The 14,856-nt window shown below is 57.4% G+C and carries 21 protein-coding genes and 1 pseudogene; 10 read left to right on the forward strand and 12 right to left on the reverse strand.

Annotated features, from left to right (window positions below; genetic code table 11):
* The first annotated feature begins 554 nt into the window (after window positions 1–554).
* The gene (locus NKH89_RS13175; protein WP_023802495.1) at window positions 555–767 is read left to right on the forward strand and encodes a cold-shock protein; all 213 of its coding nucleotides are present in this window, start codon (window positions 555–557) and stop codon (window positions 765–767) included.
* Between the two features lie 230 nt (window positions 768–997).
* On the opposite strand, the gene NKH89_RS13180 is transcribed toward NKH89_RS13175, so the two are convergent.
* From NKH89_RS13180 to NKH89_RS13195, 4 genes and pseudogenes are all read right to left on the reverse strand, one after another.
* The gene (locus NKH89_RS13180) at window positions 998–1,462 is read right to left on the reverse strand and encodes a Ros/MucR family transcriptional regulator (RefSeq protein ID WP_023802494.1); all 465 of its coding nucleotides are present in this window, start codon (window positions 1,460–1,462) and stop codon (window positions 998–1,000) included.
* Window positions 1,463–1,939: 477 nt separating this feature from the next.
* A complete protein-coding gene (locus tag NKH89_RS13185) occupies window positions 1,940–2,290 on the reverse strand; it encodes a hypothetical protein (protein ID WP_023802493.1) in 351 nt (116 codons plus the stop codon).
* Between the two features lie 994 nt (window positions 2,291–3,284).
* Entirely contained in the window at window positions 3,285–3,962 is a 678-nt protein-coding gene (locus tag NKH89_RS13190) for a hypothetical protein (RefSeq protein ID WP_352909038.1), read from the reverse strand.
* Window positions 3,963–4,115: 153 nt separating this feature from the next.
* Window positions 4,116–4,859, reverse strand: a pseudogene (locus NKH89_RS13195) (adenosine kinase); the annotation flags it as partial.
* A 359-nt stretch (window positions 4,860–5,218) separates the two neighbouring features.
* Between NKH89_RS13195 and NKH89_RS13200 the strand changes: the two are divergent.
* Entirely contained in the window at window positions 5,219–5,575 is a 357-nt protein-coding gene (locus tag NKH89_RS13200) for a helix-turn-helix domain-containing protein (RefSeq protein WP_023802489.1), read from the forward strand.
* 46 nt (window positions 5,576–5,621) lie between these two features.
* Here NKH89_RS13200 and NKH89_RS13205 read toward each other — a convergent pair whose 3' ends face one another.
* From NKH89_RS13205 to NKH89_RS13230, 6 genes are all read right to left on the reverse strand, one after another.
* Window positions 5,622–6,167, reverse strand: a complete 546-nt coding sequence (locus tag NKH89_RS13205; RefSeq protein ID WP_023802488.1) for a hypothetical protein — start codon at window positions 6,165–6,167, stop codon at window positions 5,622–5,624.
* A gap of 27 nt (window positions 6,168–6,194) precedes the next feature.
* Window positions 6,195–6,563, reverse strand: a complete 369-nt coding sequence (locus NKH89_RS13210; RefSeq protein ID WP_023802487.1) for a hypothetical protein — start codon at window positions 6,561–6,563, stop codon at window positions 6,195–6,197.
* A gap of 8 nt (window positions 6,564–6,571) precedes the next feature.
* Entirely contained in the window at window positions 6,572–6,832 is a 261-nt protein-coding gene (locus tag NKH89_RS13215; RefSeq protein WP_352909039.1) for a hypothetical protein, read from the reverse strand.
* Between the two features lie 70 nt (window positions 6,833–6,902).
* A complete protein-coding gene (locus NKH89_RS13220) occupies window positions 6,903–7,526 on the reverse strand; it encodes a thermonuclease family protein (protein WP_023802485.1) in 624 nt (207 codons plus the stop codon).
* Window positions 7,523–8,164 (reverse strand): thermonuclease family protein, encoded by a 642-nt coding sequence (locus NKH89_RS13225; protein ID WP_036270238.1) that lies wholly within the window; start codon window positions 8,162–8,164, stop codon window positions 7,523–7,525. Before NKH89_RS13225 ends, NKH89_RS13220 begins: the two co-directional genes overlap by 4 nt.
* 17 nt (window positions 8,165–8,181) lie before the next feature.
* Window positions 8,182–8,862: a thermonuclease family protein gene (locus NKH89_RS13230; RefSeq protein WP_031256334.1), complete on the reverse strand. Its 681-nt coding sequence runs from the start codon at window positions 8,860–8,862 to the stop codon at window positions 8,182–8,184.
* A gap of 128 nt (window positions 8,863–8,990) precedes the next feature.
* Here NKH89_RS13230 and NKH89_RS13235 point away from each other — a divergent pair, with 128 nt between their 5' ends.
* Window positions 8,991–9,389 carry a hypothetical protein gene (locus NKH89_RS13235; protein WP_023802482.1) on the forward strand — a complete coding sequence of 133 codons (399 nt, stop codon included), beginning with the start codon at window positions 8,991–8,993 and terminating at the stop codon, window positions 9,387–9,389.
* 51 nt (window positions 9,390–9,440) lie between these two features.
* Here the strand turns inward: NKH89_RS13235 and NKH89_RS13240 are convergent, their stop codons facing one another.
* Together NKH89_RS13240 and NKH89_RS13245 are read right to left on the reverse strand one after the other, a co-directional pair.
* Entirely contained in the window at window positions 9,441–9,563 is a 123-nt protein-coding gene (locus NKH89_RS13240) for a hypothetical protein (RefSeq protein WP_280811257.1), read from the reverse strand.
* A 321-nt stretch (window positions 9,564–9,884) separates the two neighbouring features.
* Entirely contained in the window at window positions 9,885–10,223 is a 339-nt protein-coding gene (locus NKH89_RS13245) for a thermonuclease family protein (protein ID WP_198032895.1), read from the reverse strand.
* Window positions 10,224–10,754: 531 nt separating this feature from the next.
* On the opposite strand from NKH89_RS13245, the gene NKH89_RS13250 reads away from it, so the two are divergent.
* The 7 genes from NKH89_RS13250 to NKH89_RS13280 all read left to right on the forward strand — a co-directional run bounded on the left by NKH89_RS13250 (window position 10,755) and on the right by NKH89_RS13280 (window position 14,856).
* A complete protein-coding gene (locus tag NKH89_RS13250; RefSeq protein WP_023802480.1) occupies window positions 10,755–10,937 on the forward strand; it encodes a hypothetical protein in 183 nt (60 codons plus the stop codon).
* A gap of 22 nt (window positions 10,938–10,959) precedes the next feature.
* Window positions 10,960–11,205: a hypothetical protein gene (locus NKH89_RS13255; RefSeq protein WP_031256333.1), complete on the forward strand. Its 246-nt coding sequence runs from the start codon at window positions 10,960–10,962 to the stop codon at window positions 11,203–11,205.
* A gap of 81 nt (window positions 11,206–11,286) precedes the next feature.
* Window positions 11,287–11,553: a hypothetical protein gene (locus NKH89_RS13260; protein ID WP_352909044.1), complete on the forward strand. Its 267-nt coding sequence runs from the start codon at window positions 11,287–11,289 to the stop codon at window positions 11,551–11,553.
* Window positions 11,554–11,578: 25 nt separating this feature from the next.
* Window positions 11,579–12,358: a hypothetical protein gene (locus NKH89_RS13265; protein WP_352909046.1), complete on the forward strand. Its 780-nt coding sequence runs from the start codon at window positions 11,579–11,581 to the stop codon at window positions 12,356–12,358.
* An 810-nt stretch (window positions 12,359–13,168) separates the two neighbouring features.
* Window positions 13,169–14,158: a lytic transglycosylase domain-containing protein gene (locus NKH89_RS13270; RefSeq protein WP_084833873.1), complete on the forward strand. Its 990-nt coding sequence runs from the start codon at window positions 13,169–13,171 to the stop codon at window positions 14,156–14,158.
* A 77-nt stretch (window positions 14,159–14,235) separates the two neighbouring features.
* Window positions 14,236–14,526: a TrbC/VirB2 family protein gene (locus NKH89_RS13275; RefSeq protein ID WP_245277799.1), complete on the forward strand. Its 291-nt coding sequence runs from the start codon at window positions 14,236–14,238 to the stop codon at window positions 14,524–14,526.
* A 3-nt stretch (window positions 14,527–14,529) separates the two neighbouring features.
* Complete coding sequence (locus NKH89_RS13280; RefSeq protein ID WP_023802474.1) at window positions 14,530–14,856, forward strand: VirB3 family type IV secretion system protein; 327 nt, start codon at window positions 14,530–14,532, stop codon at window positions 14,854–14,856.

Below are 14,856 nucleotides of genomic sequence, written 5' to 3' on the forward strand. Positions count from 1 at the left end.
CACCCGCGGTCATTCGGTACGGATCACGCGACCGTGTCGATTAAGAATCGTTGTTGTGGGCTCGTTCACTCCCCATTATGATCGTCGCGCTGCTGCCGCTGGTTGTCTATCGCCAGGAAACGCTGTCCTGCACTGCAGCTCTCGCGGATGGCCTTTACGATGACAATTCAGAAAAACGCTGTTCAATGATCTCGTCAACACGGGACACGGAGGCGCTTCACATGATCGGCAAAACGGGTGCGCGGTTTTGACGTCAGGGCCGGCACTTACTCTTGGCCCAACTCAACTGTCTATACTACCAAATTGCTTTTGACCTTCGCATATTCGAGTCAATGCGACCACACGGAACACAAAGGCTCGCGGAATATGAGCAAGGTGGCGGGCGCAGAGGCGGATGCAATTTCGCCCACGACGTTTGCGCCGCTCAGGAAGCAGCGGGATCGAACCGAGCCTTGCAATTTCGCCTTTGGTGCTTTTAACTCCCACCTCTACTATGAACCGGAACGGTCTGACGGCCTGCCCAGGTTACAATTGCTACGGAGGAATACGAATATATGGCGACCGGAACCGTGAAGTGGTTCAACAGCAGCAAGGGATTTGGATTTATCCAGCCCGACAATGGCGGTCAGGATGTTTTCGTCCACATTTCCGCTGTCGAACGCGCCGGCCTCTCGACCCTCGCTGACGGCCAGAAGATCAATTATGAGATCGAACAGGACCGCCGCACCGGCAAGTCCTCCGCGGGCAATCTCAGCAAGGCCGGTTGATTTCGCCGCGGCAACGGCCGAGACGGGCAAGTCTCGGAATGTCGGCGGCTCGATGAGAGCGTGCGGGAAGATACTCAACCCGGGGCCGCAGATTGCTGCAAGCCTCCGGAGAGCCAATATGACACCCCACCAGACTGTGCGCGATGGAAGCGGGGTTGGGCCCCGCCTTTTCATCTTCCGCGCAGGTTAAGCCGATGGCTGCACGCCAGAACAGACCTCGAGAGATAAAGTCAGGCTGCGGCCTTCTTGCGGGTCTGCTTTGCCGGCGCCGGCTTTTCGGGCTCTTTCGGTTTGCGGCCGAGCCCCATCGTCTTGGCCAATGCCGAGCGCGCCGCGGCGTAATTCGGCGCGACCATCGGATAATCCGCCGGCAGACCCCATTTGGCACGGTATTCGTCGGGCGTCAGGCCATAGTGGGTCGACAGATGGCGCTTTAGCGACTTGAATTTCTTCCCATCCTCAAGGCAGACGATGTAGTCCGGCGTCACCGACTTCTTGATCGGTGCAGCAGGCTTGAGAGCCTCCGGCTTTTCTGCGGAAACACTGCCGGCAGTGCCTTTCAGTGCAGCGTGCACCTGGCCGATCAGGGCAGGGAGATCACCCACCGGGACCGGATTGTTGGAGACATAGGCTGAGACGACATCGGCGGTGAGCTCGATGATGGCGTCAATGTTGTTGTCGGCTTCTTCTATCATGAATCTCTCCGGGTGGCTTGAAACACAGTCGGCGAAATATCGTTTCATAGTGGCGGTTATCCCTAAAAGCAATAAAGCCCCGCCAGGAGTATTTTGCCAATTGAGCGACGCGCCCAGCGCGCGCGCGTATTGATCTTCGGGGTAGATCCGCTCCTCAGAGAGAACCGCTTCTCATTGGTAAATGGCTCAGTGTCGCGCCACGTCCGCGGCATCCGTCTTATTGCTGTTCCGACGAGTTGTACCCTTCATGCTCCGTCACGACTGGCGCTCGTGCAACGTGCCTGCACCCGACCGAGGAACACGAAAACTGCTTCTTCGCGCCTGCAGACGCGATGTAGGTCGTCACCGGCTTGTCATTCGTCGCCCGTCCTTGGCCTTGCTGTAGCTATTCTGCACCCGTGCGGTATCTGGCGCGTGGATTAGCAACGCCTCGGCCGGCCTCAATCGTCCGGCCGAATCCCATCTGCTAGGCAGGTATCAGGACGGCGATGCGATGCACGCCGACCTCCTTGCTTGTATTCGTCGCCTCGTCGGTCTTGCGCCCTTGGAACAGGTATACATGTCACCCACCTTGAGCTTGAATTCCTTGTCCGCCTTCTTGATCGTGAATGCGCCGGAAGTAATCGTGCAGACCATGTCGTTGTCCATCACGGTCTGAGGCGCGTGTGCGCCGGGCTGAAACACCACGTCGACAATGGCGATACTCTTGTAGGCGGGAATGTCGGCATTGCCGGTGCCGACCTCAACCACCCTGACACCGGGCGCAATCTCCTTGCCCTCTTTCGGGCCGTATGTCTTGGTTGTTGCGGATGCCGCAAGGGTGAACAAAGGCGCCGCAGCAGCGGTCGTCAGACCGAGGGCAATTGCATTAGCAGGAATGCATCTACTTGGCGCTGCTATTTATCTCCTGCCCTCTGCCTTGCGCAGGCGCGTCTCTTTACTGCGATCCACAGATGCAGGATGGCCGATTCGGAGGTCGCATTGGCTGGCACAAAAGTTTCCAAACAGTTCTCAGAGTCTGGAATCGAGCGTTTTCTGGCAGACCCTGAAAGGTTCCACAAGAGAAAGCATCTCGTTCGAGAAAAGTGAATGACTAATGCAATTTCTAAACATACTACACTGTCCACCAAGTGGCGAATCCTATCGCGAAAACGGTTATGACGATCCAGAACATACACACCTGATCTCTGTTTCGGCCAGATTTCCCATCTTCGAACAAGTCGTAACCTCGCATTCCTCCAAGCGTAAGAATTCCACAGCACAATAGCAGCAATATCAAGAAGTTCGTGAGCGAGGGAGCGACACGAGTCGGTTTAGTCTCCGCTAGAAAACTCTCTGGATATACGATTGGCGTCGGTAACGCGTATCCACGGCCTACCGGGTACGCGACCAGGCTTGAGCGGTCGCGGTATCGCTTTCACCACTGCGTGAACATGGCTTTGTGCCTCGACTGACACGCTACGGACGATCTTTGTGCCGTCCATCTCTTCGACTTTGAAACTTTCCATCGACCTGCCTCCTCGCACTTATCCATTAGCAAAATTCCGAAACGAAAGAACTGCCATGGACGCATCTTCGTGAGCGAGATCGCAACGAAGCGCTAGACCCGCGCCCGGCCGGCGTGGCAGAAAGCCGGCGGGTTCATCGTGGAGACATTGATGCCGGATTATGACGTGCTTTGCATCGGCAATGCCGCCTGTCGGCCGACATACCTGCCGTTCGCCTTACTCGATACCTTGGCGTTGTCGTTCGCGCCGATCCTCGAAATCATCACGTGCCACCTGCTGGGAACGCAACGGCCTGCTTTTGCGGGAGATGCTGCTCATCTCCTCGCGCGGTCAATCGCCCTCTCAGTCGCGCAATTGGCAGAGTTGCTCTTGAGGCGCGCGTCGGCGAGCTCGAGGAGCGCGTAGGCTATCTCGTCGTCGGTCCAGCTGGATCCCGCTGCGCGATCCGCCAATTCCTGGAAGGCCGGTTCCAAGGCGAGCTGGCATTGAAGGCCGCGGTCCCGATGGTCGACTGGGCAGCTTGGTTCCACGATCGCAATGCTTGATCGCTTCATTGCAGGCCATGGGCTCTCGCCCCTCTCCTTTTGCCACACGAGGCGCGCCAGCTCACGGGTTGTTCGTGCGCGCCTCGGCAACCGCTTCATCTTGTCAACCAGCCGCTCCAGGGATCCCGCGCATTCCAGCTCCTTAAAGAAATGATGCGGCGTGACGCTGCCGAGCCGGTGCATCTCGGCCAGGTTCCACACATACGAATAGTCGACCATGAAATCGGATCGAGGCGCGGCCTTGGACGGTTGAGCCTTGGTCAGGATGCCGCCGCCCACGAGCCGATCGGCCCTCTCGATGATTTGGCGCACTCTCGTTGTCGACAAGCCATGTTCCTGCGCCAGGTCGGCGAAGCGCTTGCCCTTCAGAAACCCTTCGACCAAGGCGACGTTCCTATCGACGGTCGGGGTAAACCCCCAACAGGCCTGCAGTTTTTCCAGCAGCATCCCGTTTGTTCATCCGGTTGTTCGCGCCCCTGCAAACCCTAACCGGCCAAATCGGCGCTTGGAAGACCCACCAGACTCACGTTTGGGTTCAGGCCGTAAGTTTTCGAGCCTGCCTTAGCTTTGTGAAAAGCAACCACCCGGTCCGTGCAGCGGACGAAAAGGCACTTGCTTGGCTTTCCGAGCGGTCACGGCGGCGATCTTGCAGTCCTTGCGAATCCGCGCCAGCGCGTCTTCGAAGGAAGAGGTCTGGTAGAGCGATTTGATCTCGTGGCTGTTGGCGAAGACGATATCGACGGTGCCCGAGCGCATCAGCTCGAGGAACTCGTCGCGGTAGCGGTCGACGCAGAACGAATCCGACAGCGTCATCGAGACTTCGCGGCCCGCGGCATGTGCCAGCTTGGCCGTCTGACGGATCGCTTCCTTAGCGCGCGGCGGGTCCCACAGATAGCCCCCGAAAGAGGTGACCTTGGCGCTTGTCGGCCTCGACATCCTCCGGCCTGAGCTCGACGCAGGCGCCGAGATAGGTGTTCATCAAGCGTTCGCCGTCGGGAGTGACGAAGATCATCGAGCGCGCCGTCGGCGGCTGGCCCTTGAGCGGCCTGGTGTCGAAGGCGACGCCCTGTGCGTGGATGTCATGCGCGCAGATTTCGCCGAGCGCATCGTTCGAAAGCTTGCCGAAGAAGGCGGCGCGGCCGCCAAGTTGCCGGCGCTGCCGCCCGAGGCCTCGATCGCCGGGCCCATGCGGCTGTAGAGCAGTTCGGCGCGCCTTGTGTCGATGAGGTTCATCGCACCCTTGCTGATGCCGTTGGTTTTGAGAAAGGCTTCGTCGCATTGGGCGATGACGTCGACAATGGCGGACACGGCGACGCACACGGGATCCAACGACGTCCGTCGCATACTGTGCCCTTACCGCAGCGTCTTTGGTACGCGCTGCTCGGCTATGACATTCAGGCTCCCGTCGAGCCGCGGAATGTTCGGGCAAGCGCAAGTAGCCGCACGTTCCATGTCAAAATGGTAAAAGATTCTTGTGCATTCGGGTTACCTAAAATAAGGTAACTGCACAAAGTGGTTAGCCGCCTTAGCGTAAGGGATTCGGAAAAAGCTGAACCACTTCAATCAGCTATACCGTGCATCGGGCGGAGGGGCGTGCCATGAACGAGGACTCTTAATTCTCGAATCATTGGAGTCAAAGTTAGCGGCGGCGAATCAAGAACACACGCCAATCATTCTCGGGCTAAGAAGGTGAAAATACGCTCATGCCTCGGTTCCAGGGCGAAAACAAAGGCGAAGAGACGACCATCAAGGATTTGAAGGAATTGACGTTTCAGGAGCGACTCGTGTTTGGCCTGGAACGGATCAAGGCGCAGCGGGGTTGGAAGAACAAGGATCTCGCCGCGAAGCTTGATGTGACTGAAGGATATATGTCGCAGGTCGGCCGCGGAATGCGGGACGTCAAACTGACGATGCTCGATAAAATGACCCGTGAACTCCAGGTCTCGATCTGCGATCTATTCGAGGTCAGCGAGGAGGACCTCCAGCCGCCAGGGCAGGAGGAAAAGAGGCGAAAGTCAAAAAAAAAGACGACTGAGCGTCATTATGCGGAGTGCGCATGAGCGAGCGTTGCCCGGGTTTTATCCCGGGCAAGCCTCTAGATCGACTTCACCAGTAATTGAGATTGAACCAGAAGCGTTGCTTCTTCCCCTGCTCGTTTGGGATGTCGAAATACCACGGGTCGGCGCGGCGGGGGCGCAGTGATGAAATTTCTTGGATACAGCTATCGCCGTCGCGGCCGCCGCCAACTGTGCCGTAATCACGATTGTTACCTGTGCGCCAATTGCTGAGACGGTCTCTGCACACGTTGACCGTCTTTAGGCAGCGATCGGGCTCACGGCGATTGCCGTCGCGGCCGTGCTCGCTGTACCCGACCTTTGTGCCTTCAGGGCATTGCTCGTAATTTTCCCGCCCGGGCTTGCCGGCCTTGGCTTCCTCGCAAATTGGCCAGCTGAAGCCGGGTTCCGCCATGGCCGCGATCAGTTTCGTCATCGGCGGAACGCAGTAGGAAACGCCGTGCCAGGATGGGTTTTGTGATGCTGCGCACAGAAGAACCTGGCAGCCCCACGACGCGTCATGCGCCTGGGCGGGCGCTGCCGCCGATAGTGTGCCTGTGGCGATCAATGCAGCGGAAAACAAGCCATGAGATTTCATTTCCCCTCTCCTGTGAAATTAAAACGATCAGTTTGCATAGACCCAAGTGCCATCGATTTTTGCGAATGGAAGCGACTTAGGCATAGACCAGCCGGACGAATCCGAGACTGTGCCGTTGCAAATCACGCCAGGAATCATAGGGTGCTTCTGACATTCGGTTATGCGCATTGAGCTCCCTTTGAAGGTCGTTTTTTGAAGTGCCGTCGTGGCCTCCTTGTCGGTAGGAACTTCCAGTTTCGCCGCTTCGGCCGCTTTTGCCTCAAGTTCAGTGACCTTCGTCTCGAGCTCCGTGATTTTCGTGCTCGTGGTCATGCTGTTGACCTCGTAGCCGGCGCCGAAGCCGACGAGAGCTGCAACTGCGGCGGCGATACCTGCGGAAACGTAAGGATTGGGCATGATGCTTCTCAGTATCCTTCAATGCCAAGCCGCTTGAGAATGATAGCGGGATCCTTCTCACAATCCTTCTTCCAATCGGGATGTTTGACGCAGGCATAGGCGTATTGGCTGAGATCGGCTGACGAGAGATCAGCAAGCTTGTTGCCGATCATTTTCCATTGCTGAACGTCCTGCGGGTCGCAACCGGCGCCGCCGGCACCGCAATAGTTGGGATCGCGCTCTTCCACCTGCTTTTGCGTGGCGCCATCTTGTGTGGCGGACTGCGCCATTGCTGCGATCGGGGCCGCTGCGAGGAGCAGCGCTCCCGTACCAAGCGCGTATGTGAGCAAACTGTTCATGTTAGCCTCCTTGGGATTCTGTAGAGGATGCTGGAATGTCGGGAGTGACCGGAGGGGGCAAGGGGAGACCGGGATCGAACGTGTCCGGAGCCTGCTCGGGTGTCTTTTTATCCCGCGCCGAAACATAGAGCCATGGCGGAAGGAGATCCTTGGAAGACCAGACCCCGTAACCAAGACCGCGGGCTTTCCTCTCTATGTCGAAATAGGCCGGGACTTGCGGTTCGTTCTGGTAGTTGAACGCATAGCCAATGCCTTCCGCGATTGCGGTGGCAGCCAGATTGGTTTCGCCGACGAAGCAGTGAGCGATGAGATTCTTGTTGGAGTCCCGACCGACCGGAGCGCAGTTGACGTCCCTTTTGAGGGTCCGGAGGATCATCCATGCCTTGGCAACTTGACCTACTGGCCATTCAATCCCGTCGCTGACGGCAGTCTGCTCCAGGTGAGGAGCCTCATATCCGGCAAGGCGGACAATCTGTCCGCGATCCTTGAAGTCGAGCGTCGTGCCGTCGATCACCTGCACTTTACCGTAGATTTGTCGCGGTACGTCGGCCGGCCGGCTCTGCGCCAGTGAATGCGTCGGGAGCCCGGCAAGAAGGGCGAAGGTGATGGCAGCTGTTCGCATCATTGTCCGTGTTGCGCTTTCTGTTGCTGCATCAGAACGGAGACCGGGTGCGGCATATCTGAATAGGCCCATAAACCGACGCGCGCCGAGCGTGCGCTTTCTTCTGCGACCCTGTAGCCGGGAACGATCAGCTGGCCAGCGCCGTCGGCGGCGGCAAAGCCCCATCCTTGGGCAATCATATAGGTGGCTAAGTCGTAACCCCGCTCGCCAGTCGTGGTCTGGCAGACGATGACGGCATTGTTCTGGTCGAGATCCTTGACGGTGGTGCAGACTGGTTTGGTATCGCGGATTAGGGCCTGAGCCATGATCAGATTAAGCTCCCCGCAATCCCGGACGACACCAGGGGAAACGGTGACGTTGCTTCCGCGGAGGCAGGTTTGCAGTCCATATAAGCGATAACGACGTCCGTCGGAGATCCACGTGTCACCGGTCTCGAACTGGGCTGTAGCTGGAAACGGAGTAAAGTTTGATTGCTGAGCGCCCCCGTCTTGCGTCTGAGCCGGCGGTGTCTGATTTGGCGACGTCTGCACTTGAACCACTGGAGGGGAGGGCGTCCCTCTCAAGGATTTTTCGGCAAGAAGCTCTGGCATGACGTACATGCCTGCATAAAGGCCGGAAGCTGCAATCGTGGAAATCAACATGAACAGTCGGATCCGCATCAATTCGTTGAAGGATTGGTTCGATAACGTTCACCGTAAGGGTGCGTGAAATAGGAATTCCCCCAAATGCCAGCCTTTGACCGCCGCGCGTCCTCCTCCGCTTTCTCATACTCCGGAAAGATCGGCTTGCCAGCGCGATCACGGGCGGCAAAGGCAAACCCTTTCCGGATCATGGTTTCAGATAGAGATTGCACCATGTCGTCCTGGGTGAAAAAACACTCAGCAAAGCGGACGGTCGGGCTTCCAGGGTTTTGTCCGACGAAGTGGCAGGGGAAGGCGTCGCCGGCGTCGGCTTTCGCCAGGTCGAGACTGGAGGCGAGCCCCGCTAACGAGACAGTGACACATGATACCTGATTGCCCATGAACTGGACCATTTCAGTTGAAAGGCAGCCCTGGACACCGGCGAGTTTGATAACCGCGCTGTTGGAATCGAGAAACGCATTGCCTGTGAGAGCGCTCACGGGTTTGACTGTCTTCAACGTGAGCTGGGTTGCGATCGAAGACGTGTCAAGCGCTGCCTGTGGCCCAGGGACCAAATCCCGGCCTTGCGCATAGGCGTTCTGGTAATAGGAGACGAATTTCGAGACGGCATCGTCCTGCGCCATGGCTGGCGGGACGAATAGGCTGCTCGCAAGCGCCAGAGAGGAGAGGCGGTGAGGCCGCCAGACAATGTAGCCCATGATTGCCATCGTCACCTGTTGACAGGGCGAAACCTGCACGAAATGATACTGCAGTGCAAGTATCGGAAATTCTACTATTGTGATATTCCTGGATCGAGCGCTGGAAAAAAGCGAAGGAGAACAGCGAAATGTCCGCCTTAAAGAAGGCGATCAGACTTCTGATTCTGCCATTCCGGATTGCCTGGATGAGCGTGAAGGTCGTAGGGTTCCTGATCAGCAGTGTGCTCTGCTTGTGGCTCGGCACCTTCGTCGCTTATTGGGTTGCGCTGACGTTTTCGTACATCTTCCTGCCGGATGCATGGACGGAGGCTATGTGGGCGTGGGCGTCAGGTCTTTATGATAGACATCTATGGTTCCGCGTCGCGACGGTCGCGCCTTTTGCCTTTCTCGTAGGATTACCCTTCGCCTTTTTGAAGGATGGCCGGACACCGGAAGGACGGCGGAGAGAAGAAGAAGAGCGGCATCGTCAACTCAATGATGACTTGGCGGCACAGCGGTTTCGGGAAGGGCTTGGTCTGCCACGATAGCCGTTCAGGTAGAGCCATTTTTGGGCAACCGATTCAGATAGAGGGCGAGGGTCAGCCGATCAATCCTGCAAGGGCAGCCATGGCGAGGCTCAGAAGAACAAACCAAATATCCGATCGATCAAAGCCGCCCACGTAATCGCGGGCGCCTTCTTTTTGTGCAAGATGATCAATCACGAACAGGAGTGTCGTGAGGGGCAGTGCAGATAGGCAGACCGCGGTTGCGCTTCCGGTCCAGTTCTGACGCTGCTGCTGATCCCACTGCCATATCGAGGCCCAGGGCGGGGGAGGAAAGTGGTGATCGCGTCATAGGCGAGAACGGTCACCAGGAGCGGGCTCACGGCAAACAGGATCCCGACACCGCATACGACCAGAGGTCGATGTCCGGCCAAGTGAAGAGCCACCGCGCCCAGCCTGATTGTTCCGGCGATCATAGCAACAATGCCAGCCTTAGAAAGAAGATCCACGCCGTTGCCAGAGCGAGCACTGCCTTGCTAATCAGTTCGAGCACCAGCCTGCAGCGTACTTGCGGCCGAACCGCTCGGCCAAACCGGCTTTCAGCAATTCCTCACTTGCATCGCCCTTTCCGGTCTGGACGCTCACCAACGTGCGTCCATAACGGTCCTCCCCGTGCTCTAGGAAATGACAGTTGGTTTCTTGCGGACGATAGCGAGATCCAGACCGGTCATCTGATCCTCGAGCATAGGGGGGACGATGGTCGTTGATGCAAGTCGTCAACTGTGCAAGTTCGGCCATGGAGATTGTCGGCTCGATGCCAAAAGGAGGGGCATCAGAGTCAAACTCATCTTTCTCATCTTTGTTGTCGTCAGCGAACACGACGGCGCCATCTGGTCTGGCACGACGCCCAGGACACGGAGCCATATTGGACGGCTATGTTTCAGATCAAACAGTCGCAGTTCCTCGCTAGCCACGACGGCCTCCGATTTCGATTTCAAGGGTGTGCAGCGCCCGTGCGCCAAGAAGCTGGCGCAATTGCGTTTTCGGCTGATGCCGATGCTCATCGACAGGGTCGACGATTACACCGGGCCGATGGTCGCATTGAGGGGGTCTATGAGGAATCCAGTGTAGCGGACAGGTTTCATTTTGCGCTCCAGAATAGGAAGGGGGCAGGCTCTTGGGCCTGCTCCCGCCTGTCGAAGGGACGCGGGGGATGGCAAAAAGCGCCCGGTTGCCGGACGGGGTGCGCAACGCGGTTGCACCCCTCAGGGTGCGACCGACTTGCTGCATCCGGGGCCGCCAGGCAGGCGCTTTGCGACGGCAAGGGGGGAAGGCCCCCTTGGGGCGCGTTCTCTTCGTGCGGAGACGCATAAAGTCGCTAACGGGAAGAAGCTATAGGACGGAAGCACTATGTCCGGAGGAAATGCGCGAAACACCTTGCTGCTGAAAGTGAATCTGGTGCTCATCGAGCGCGTGGTTCATGTGACGCGGACAGCAATCGGTGAGTGCAGGGTCGAACTGACATCTTTTCGCGAAGGGCAATTGGTCAACGCGATCTATGAGGAGATGGTGACTACGGTGCGATCGAATTGAGCGATAGGAAGTTTTGCGCCGTGTGGAAGAAACGTTCCGCGTCAGTGAATGGATGGCGGAGGCGAAGGCTGCCGAACAGTGGTGGCCCAGGTGTGAAAGTCCCCTGTGGATGCAGGAGGATCATCTTGGAACCGACGAAAACACGAGACAGGGCAAAATCTGGCAATGGCTCGAGGCGCACCGCCGCGGAATGGCGTGGGCGCTTGCAGTCGCCGCGCTACTTGTAGGGGCACTTATCTGTCAGATGATCTTCAATCGTTGGTTCTGATCCGTTTGAAGCTTGAGTTTTCAATTATTCGCCGGTAGAAAATTACACTGCAGTGATATGTTTTTGAGCCGAAGCGGTTTGATGGAGCAGGACAACAGGCAGTCATCGGGGGGAGAAGCCGAGGATGGTGCGGAGAAAACCTGGCAAATCAGCGCCGACGGCGTTGCGCCAGAGATTCTTGATTTAGCCAGCGCTTGGTTGAATGCCGGCGGAGGCGATCCGGTCGTGGGCTTGCTTCTCATGAGCGAACGCCTGTTGACGTGGCCGACTTTCTCGTCGGTGGGAATAACGAGAGGTGCGCTGAGCGTGTTTCCGGAGCCAGCGGGGGCCGAGGACGAAGGCGAGTGATACACGGCCAGGCGGGGACAACTCTGTGACGCAGCATGATCGGTCGTTGCTGACCAGTGAATGGTACGTGGTTCCGATTTGGGTCGATTGCGCCGGATGTGGTGCACAGACGCGTTCGGCCGGGATTATCGTCGGGCCGTCCAGTTTCACCAATGCCGCCGATTTCGACCTTGAAAATGATGTCTTCGAGAAACCATGGGAGCCATTGGAGGCGTTCGGTCTGGTGGAGAAACTTGGAGGGCGAACGGAGAATGTCGAACGCTTTGTTGTGAAGCGCTATCACAGTGCGTTCGCAATGCAGGAGGGCGGGCTGCAGGCTGTGTGCGAGCATTGCAGCGACAGTCTGCCGGGGGCGCTGATCCGGGTCGCTGCGATGGACAGCTTTGTTCGCCTCGGACAGCGGAGGCTCCTCAAAAACGAGCGGCTGATGTTCTTCTCGTCCAACGTTGTTCTGACGCAGTTTCATGGCGGCACGTGGATCCAGGAGAGCGGGATCGAGGGCGGTGGCTATTCGCTCTTACTTCTATGTGACGCTGAAAATACGAGTGGCGGGGAAGGCGTGGTCGAGTTGTGGCACAGCGTCGAGCGCAACGACTACGCTGTTGTTATCAAGGGGCAGGGCGATCGCGAGATGCTGCGCCGTGGCTTCAGCGATGATCTGGAACAGGTTGTGGCTGATGTGACGGGGTTGGGGCTCGTGTTGACCCAATTACATCTGGCGCAAGACGAATCGCCGTATTGCGAGCTTGCCCGAAGTTTATTTCTCAGCGCGTTGAGCCGCGCGGGGTATCAGCAAGATGAATAGGGAGTGGTATTCCGTTGATTATTAGAAAGACTCTCATCAACGGGGTTGGAGCGGCACTGTTTTTGGCAGGTTGCGCAAGCGGGGTTCAGCATATGCGACCACTGCCAGTTGCACCTTACGCCTATCTTCGGCTCGATTCCTGCAAGGCCTATGGCAGCAATATTATTGAATGTCAGTTGGAATACGGGAGCAGTTATGGATGGCAGCGCCTGGGGCCTGTGCAGCAAAAGTCGCGGCCGTATGTGGCGAGCAGCGGGGATTATCAATACCAGCTGTCGTCGTGTTTGCCGATGCAAAGAGTGCAGCGGCAACTGCCGATTTATCTGTGCGAAATTCATGGAGTTCGGTCGGGCGCGGACGCGGGATCGGTGTTCATAAAGGGAAGGACTGCCGTGCGTCTGGCAAAGGTCCTGGGGGACCGCGAGCAGCTTCGATATCGTTGGCAACCGGACGTCTGGTCACGCCTACGTGGCTGAATCCATTAGAAGATTAGAATGTTGGCATTGACCAGCCTAGTGCATTAAAGCCTAGGGGTACGAAGGATTCTCGTTGATTTTTGGCTTGGAATGAGATTCAGATTGTTCTACTACACTATAAGAACTTACGATAGCACAGTCGATGGGTCGCAACTCGTTAGTGCATGTGGAAAGATCGGGGAAAGGATGGTCGCGGAGCACTAAGCTGGCTGCCGCTACCTCAGCTTTTGTCCTGACAAGCTTCGCCACAGTGTCGAATGTCGGCGAGTCGGCATTGGCTGCACGGGGCGGCGATGAGGCTTTAAAGCCGGTTAAGGCGACTGCCTACCAACCGATGAAGGTGAAGATTCCACCGGAGGAAGCCGCGCCTAGCTCTCTCGGAAAGGTTGCACGAGCCGACGATATAACGGCTTTGCCGCTTGAGGGAGATCGCTTTAGTGAGCGATTTGGCGAGGGATGGAGCAGCGTCGATATAGTTGACAATACTGCGCCAGCTAAAGAGGCGCCGGAGGCGGTTGATGGCAGCATGGTCGTTGCCTATGCACCGGAAGCTGAACCGGCGATTGGGCGTGAGCAGGCCGTGCGCTCCTCCATAGAAGTCTTCTCATATGGTGCGTTGCAAGAGGAAATGGCGAACGGGCCATCCGTTGACGAAGTCACCCTGTTGAAAGACGCCGTGACTTCATCATGGAAGGAGCCAAGGCCGGATTTGCTGGAGGGCGTTCCGGCCGAGTATGCAAAATTGGTGACGACGATATCCGCGGAAGAGGGCGTCGATCCGAATTTGATGTTGTCGATCATGCGGGTTGAGAATGTCGGGTTCGATCCGCAGGCTGTCAGCTCCGCAGGTGCGATTGGGCTTATGCAGGTTATGCCTAAGGTTGGAGAGGCCTTTGGCGCAACGGACCTCACGGAGCCCTCTGAGAATATACGAGCGGGAGCGCGGTTTCTTCGCATTCTGGTCGACAAGTACCGCAATCCCGTGCTGATCGCGTCAGCCTATAACGCCGGTGAACCGAGGGTAGATGTTCGTCGGTCTTTGCCGCTGATCCAGGAAACGGCGGATTACGCAACGCGCGTGTTGGGGCTCTATGCAAATACGAGCTCGGCGGACGAGGTTTTAACGATCGGTCGCGGTGCTAGGGCTGCGCTGACGGCAAGGAAAGCGGGTGGAAGATCGGGACGGGCAGAGCGGGCGAAGTCGCCAATGCTCGTCTTTTCGGTTGGTAGCACGGGCGATGCAAGCGACCGTGTGGAACAGGAGAGTGGACAGGTTCCCGTCAGTGGCCCTGTGAAGATCAAAAAGGAAGAGGTGCTTCAATGAGTGTGATTGTGGGGACGTTGCAGGCGCTTGCCGTATATGGCCGGTCCGCCTGGTACTCGGCCAAGGGACGCAAGTGGATGGTCAACGGCGCGATGCTTGTCGTATCCAGCATGGTCCTGCTGGTTAGCCAGTTCGAGCCGGCAGCTGCACAGAACCTTGATGCTCTGCAGCAGGCGGCGGATCGTCTGGTGCAGTTCTTTGTTGGTCCGTTTGGCCGTTCGGTCGGCGCGATCGCCTTCATCGGCATGTTCCTTGCGGCCGCCTTCGGCTACTGGAACTGGGGTGCGCTCCTTCGCGTTGCAGGCTGCCTTGCTGGCATGTTTGCAGCCGCTGAATTGGTCGATTTCCTGGCCGGTGGCGGTAACTGATCCATGGCGGCTGGAAGCAACAGCCACGGCGGGGAAGACGAATATATTGAGTCTTACCCCGTCATTTTGGCGCTGACCCGACCCCCGACAGTGATGGGCATTCCGTACACATATTTTCTTGCGGAATGCTTCATCTCGCTGATGGTTTTCATGATCCTGGGTTCAATTTTATGGTTCCCGGTTTCTTTCATTGTCTGCCACAGCATTCTGTATGTGCTGACAGTGAAGCTCGATCTTTGGTTTTTTGACATTGTCGGTCGTCTCAGCATGTGCGGCGTGAACCCATTGGGCCGCAAGCTTGGGGGCGGCGTTCGGACCTACGGGGTTTGA

This window comes from Mesorhizobium sp. M0923, from assembly GCF_040319365.1.
Taxonomy (GTDB): domain Bacteria; phylum Pseudomonadota; class Alphaproteobacteria; order Rhizobiales; family Rhizobiaceae; genus Mesorhizobium.

What these genes read in the sequence shown, in the direction of transcription:
- NKH89_RS13270 (WP_084833873.1), top strand. Translation starts at nt 13,169, where the DNA reads ATGAAGGTGAAGATTCCACCGGAGGAAGCCGCGCCTAGCTCTCTCGGA.
- NKH89_RS13250 (WP_023802480.1), top strand. Translation starts at nt 10,755, where the DNA reads ATGTCCGGAGGAAATGCGCGAAACACCTTGCTGCTGAAAGTGAATCTG.
- NKH89_RS13260 (WP_352909044.1), top strand. Translation starts at nt 11,287, where the DNA reads ATGGAGCAGGACAACAGGCAGTCATCGGGGGGAGAAGCCGAGGATGGT.
- NKH89_RS13190 (WP_352909038.1), bottom strand. Translation starts at nt 3,962, where the DNA reads ATGCTGCTGGAAAAACTGCAGGCCTGTTGGGGGTTTACCCCGACCGTC.
- NKH89_RS13275 (WP_245277799.1), top strand. Translation starts at nt 14,236, where the DNA reads ATGGTCAACGGCGCGATGCTTGTCGTATCCAGCATGGTCCTGCTGGTT.
- NKH89_RS13225 (WP_036270238.1), bottom strand. Translation starts at nt 8,164, where the DNA reads ATGTTGATTTCCACGATTGCAGCTTCCGGCCTTTATGCAGGCATGTAC.
- NKH89_RS13200 (WP_023802489.1), top strand. Translation starts at nt 5,219, where the DNA reads ATGCCTCGGTTCCAGGGCGAAAACAAAGGCGAAGAGACGACCATCAAG.
- NKH89_RS13220 (WP_023802485.1), bottom strand. Translation starts at nt 7,526, where the DNA reads ATGATGCGAACAGCTGCCATCACCTTCGCCCTTCTTGCCGGGCTCCCG.
- NKH89_RS13175 (WP_023802495.1), top strand. Translation starts at nt 555, where the DNA reads ATGGCGACCGGAACCGTGAAGTGGTTCAACAGCAGCAAGGGATTTGGA.
- NKH89_RS13215 (WP_352909039.1), bottom strand. Translation starts at nt 6,832, where the DNA reads ATGGCGCAGTCCGCCACACAAGATGGCGCCACGCAAAAGCAGGTGGAA.
- NKH89_RS13210 (WP_023802487.1), bottom strand. Translation starts at nt 6,563, where the DNA reads ATGCCCAATCCTTACGTTTCCGCAGGTATCGCCGCCGCAGTTGCAGCT.
- NKH89_RS13235 (WP_023802482.1), top strand. Translation starts at nt 8,991, where the DNA reads ATGTCCGCCTTAAAGAAGGCGATCAGACTTCTGATTCTGCCATTCCGG.
- NKH89_RS13205 (WP_023802488.1), bottom strand. Translation starts at nt 6,167, where the DNA reads ATGAAATCTCATGGCTTGTTTTCCGCTGCATTGATCGCCACAGGCACA.
- NKH89_RS13180 (WP_023802494.1), bottom strand. Translation starts at nt 1,462, where the DNA reads ATGATAGAAGAAGCCGACAACAACATTGACGCCATCATCGAGCTCACC.
- NKH89_RS13280 (WP_023802474.1), top strand. Translation starts at nt 14,530, where the DNA reads ATGGCGGCTGGAAGCAACAGCCACGGCGGGGAAGACGAATATATTGAG.
- NKH89_RS13230 (WP_031256334.1), bottom strand. Translation starts at nt 8,862, where the DNA reads ATGGGCTACATTGTCTGGCGGCCTCACCGCCTCTCCTCTCTGGCGCTT.